The organism is Paraburkholderia translucens, from assembly GCF_020881035.1.
Taxonomy (GTDB): Bacteria; Pseudomonadota; Gammaproteobacteria; order Burkholderiales; family Burkholderiaceae; genus Paraburkholderia; species Paraburkholderia translucens.
The window spans coordinates 1-3,159 of record NZ_JAJITC010000036.1 but is presented as its reverse complement, the minus strand read 5'-3'; the positions used below and the strand labels follow the sequence as shown (position 1 = coordinate 3,159).

The window sequence follows — 3,159 nt, the reverse complement described above, 5'->3', positions numbered from 1 at the left end:
CACAGAGACGCACCCGTTATAGGGTCAAGCGAACAAGTGCATGTGGTGGATGCCTTGGCGATCACAGGCGATGAAGGACGCGGTAGCCTGCGAAAAGCGACGGGGAGCTGGCAAACGAGCTTTGATCCGTCGATGTCCGAATGGGGAAACCCACTCCGTATGGAGTATCCATGACTGAATCCATAGGTCATGTGAAGCGAACGCGGTGAACTGAAACATCTAAGTAACCGCAGGAAAAGAAATCAACCGAGATTCCCAGAGTAGTGGCGAGCGAAATGGGAGCAGCCTGTACACGTTATCTGTACTGTTAGCCGAACGCTCTGGAAAGTGCGGCCATAGCGGGTGATAGCCCCGTAGGCGAAAGCAGTGTGGAAGGACTGGGTGTACGAGAAGTAGGGCGGGACACGTGAAATCCTGTCTGAAGATGGGGGGACCATCCTCCAAGGCTAAATACTCGTGATCGACCGATAGTGAACCAGTACCGTGAGGGAAAGGCGAAAAGAACCCCGGGAGGGGAGTGAAACAGATCCTGAAACCGCATGCATACAAACAGTCGGAGCCTCTGCGAAGGGGTGACGGCGTACCTTTTGTATAATGGGTCAGCGACTTACATTCAGTGGCGAGCTTAACCGATTAGGGCAGGCGTAGCGAAAGCGAGTCCGAACAGGGCGTCCAGTCGCTGGGTGTAGACCCGAAACCAGGTGATCTATCCATGGCCAGGTTGAAGGCACGGTAACACGTGCTGGAGGACCGAACCCACTAACGTTGAAAAGTTAGGGGATGAGCTGTGGATAGGGGTGAAAGGCTAAACAAACCTGGAAATAGCTGGTTCTCTCCGAAAACTATTTAGGTAGTGCCTCGTGTATCACCTTCGGGGGTAGAGCACTGTCATGGTTGTGGGGTCCATTGCGGATTACTACGCCATAGCAAACTCCGAATACCGAAGAGTGCAATCACGGGAGACAGACATCGGGTGCTAACGTCCGGTGTCAAGAGGGAAACAACCCAGACCGCCAGCTAAGGTCCCCAAATATGGCTAAGTGGGAAACGAAGTGGGAAGGCTAAAACAGTCAGGAGGTTGGCTTAGAAGCAGCCACCCTTTAAAGAAAGCGTAATAGCTCACTGATCGAGTCGTCCTGCGCGGAAGATGTAACGGGGCTAAGCCATATACCGAAGCTGCGGATGCACATTTATGTGCATGGTAGGAGAGCGTTCCGTAAGCCTGCGAAGGTGCACCGGAAGGTGTGCTGGAGGTATCGGAAGTGCGAATGCTGACATGAGTAGCGATAAAGGGGGTGAAAGGCCCCCTCGCCGTAAGCCCAAGGTTTCCTACGCAACGTTCATCGGCGTAGGGTGAGTCGGCCCCTAAGGCGAGGCAGAAATGCGTAGCTGATGGGAAGCAGATTAATATTTCTGCACCATTGTGAAATGCGATGGGGGGACGGATCGCGGAAGGTTGTCCGGGTGTTGGAAGTCCCGGTCGCTGCATTGGAGAGGGTGCTTTGGCAAATCCGGGCACAGGACTCAAGGGTGTGGCGCGAGCTTCTTCGGAAGCGAAGCAACTGGAAGGGGTTCCAGGAAAAGCCTCTAAGCTTCAGTTTCACGATGACCGTACCGCAAACCGACACAGGTGGGCGAGATGAGTATTCTAAGGCGCTTGAGAGAACTCGGGAGAAGGAACTCGGCAAATTGGTACCGTAACTTCGGGATAAGGTACGCCCTGGTAGCTTGACTGGCCTGCGCCAGAAGGGTGAAGGGGTTGCAATAAACTGGTGGCTGCGACTGTTTAATAAAAACACAGCACTCTGCAAACACGAAAGTGGACGTATAGGGTGTGACGCCTGCCCGGTGCCGGAAGATTAAATGATGGGGTGCAAGCTCCTGATTGAAGTCCCGGTAAACGGCGGCCGTAACTATAACGGTCCTAAGGTAGCGAAATTCCTTGTCGGGTAAGTTCCGACCTGCACGAATGGCGTAACGATGGCCACACTGTCTCCTCCCGAGACTCAGCGAAGTTGAAGTGTTTGTGATGATGCAATCTCCCCGCGGCTAGACGGAAAGACCCCATGAACCTTTACTGTAGCTTTGCATTGGACTTTGAACCGGTCTGTGTAGGATAGGTGGGAGGCTGTGAAGCGTGAACGCCAGTTTGCGTGGAGCCGTCCTTGAAATACCACCCTGATCTGTTTGAGGTTCTAACCTTGGGCCCTGAAGCGGGCCTGGGGACAGTGCATGGTAGGCAGTTTGACTGGGGCGGTCTCCTCCCAAAGTGTAACGGAGGAGTACGAAGGTACGCTAGGTACGGTCGGAAATCGTGCTGATAGTGCAATGGCATAAGCGTGCTTGACTGTGAGACTGACAAGTCGAACAGGTGCGAAAGCAGGTCATAGTGATCCGGTGGTTCTGTATGGAAGGGCCATCGCTCAACGGATAAAAGGTACTCTGGGGATAACAGGCTGATACCGCCCAAGAGTTCATATCGACGGCGGTGTTTGGCACCTCGATGTCGGCTCATCTCATCCTGGGGCTGTAGCCGGTCCCAAGGGTATGGCTGTTCGCCATTTAAAGAGGTACGTGAGCTGGGTTTAAAACGTCGTGAGACAGTTTGGTCCCTATCTGCCGTGGGCGCTGGATATTTGAAGGGGGCTGCTCCTAGTACGAGAGGACCGGAGTGGACGAACCTCTGGTGTACCGGTTGTCACGCCAGTGGCATCGCCGGGTAGCTATGTTCGGAAGAGATAACCGCTGAAAGCATCTAAGCGGGAAACTCGCCTTAAGATGAGATATCCCCGGGGCTGCGAGCCCCTTGAAGGGTCGTTCAAGACCAGGACGTTGATAGGTCAGGTGTGCACGTACAGTAATGTACTGAGCTAACTGATACTAATTGCCCGTAAGGCTTGATCCTATAACCGGTGGGTTTCACCGGTCGGGATCCGTGTTGTGCCAGATCGGCAACACAACCCCTCCACACGCATCCTTTACGCTTCTTCCCGATTGGCTGTGGCGCACTCCCTTGCGACGCAGCAACCCGTCATGCCTGATGACCATAGCGAGTCGGTCCCACCCCTTCCCATCCCGAACAGGACCGTGAAACGACTCCACGCCGATGATAGTGCGGATTGCCCGTGTGAAAGTAGGTAATCGTCAGGCTCCTTACCC

At 54.2% G+C, this 3,159-nt stretch carries 2 rRNA genes; both read left to right on the top strand.

Annotated features, from left to right (window positions below):
• The first annotated feature begins 22 nt into the window (after positions 1 to 22).
• Positions 23 to 2,905: ribosomal RNA gene (locus LJ655_RS29910) — 23S ribosomal RNA — on the top strand.
• A 131-nt stretch (positions 2,906 to 3,036) separates the two neighbouring features.
• Positions 3,037 to 3,150 (top strand): 5S ribosomal RNA (gene rrf, locus LJ655_RS29905).
• Positions 3,151 to 3,159 lie beyond the last annotated feature (9 nt).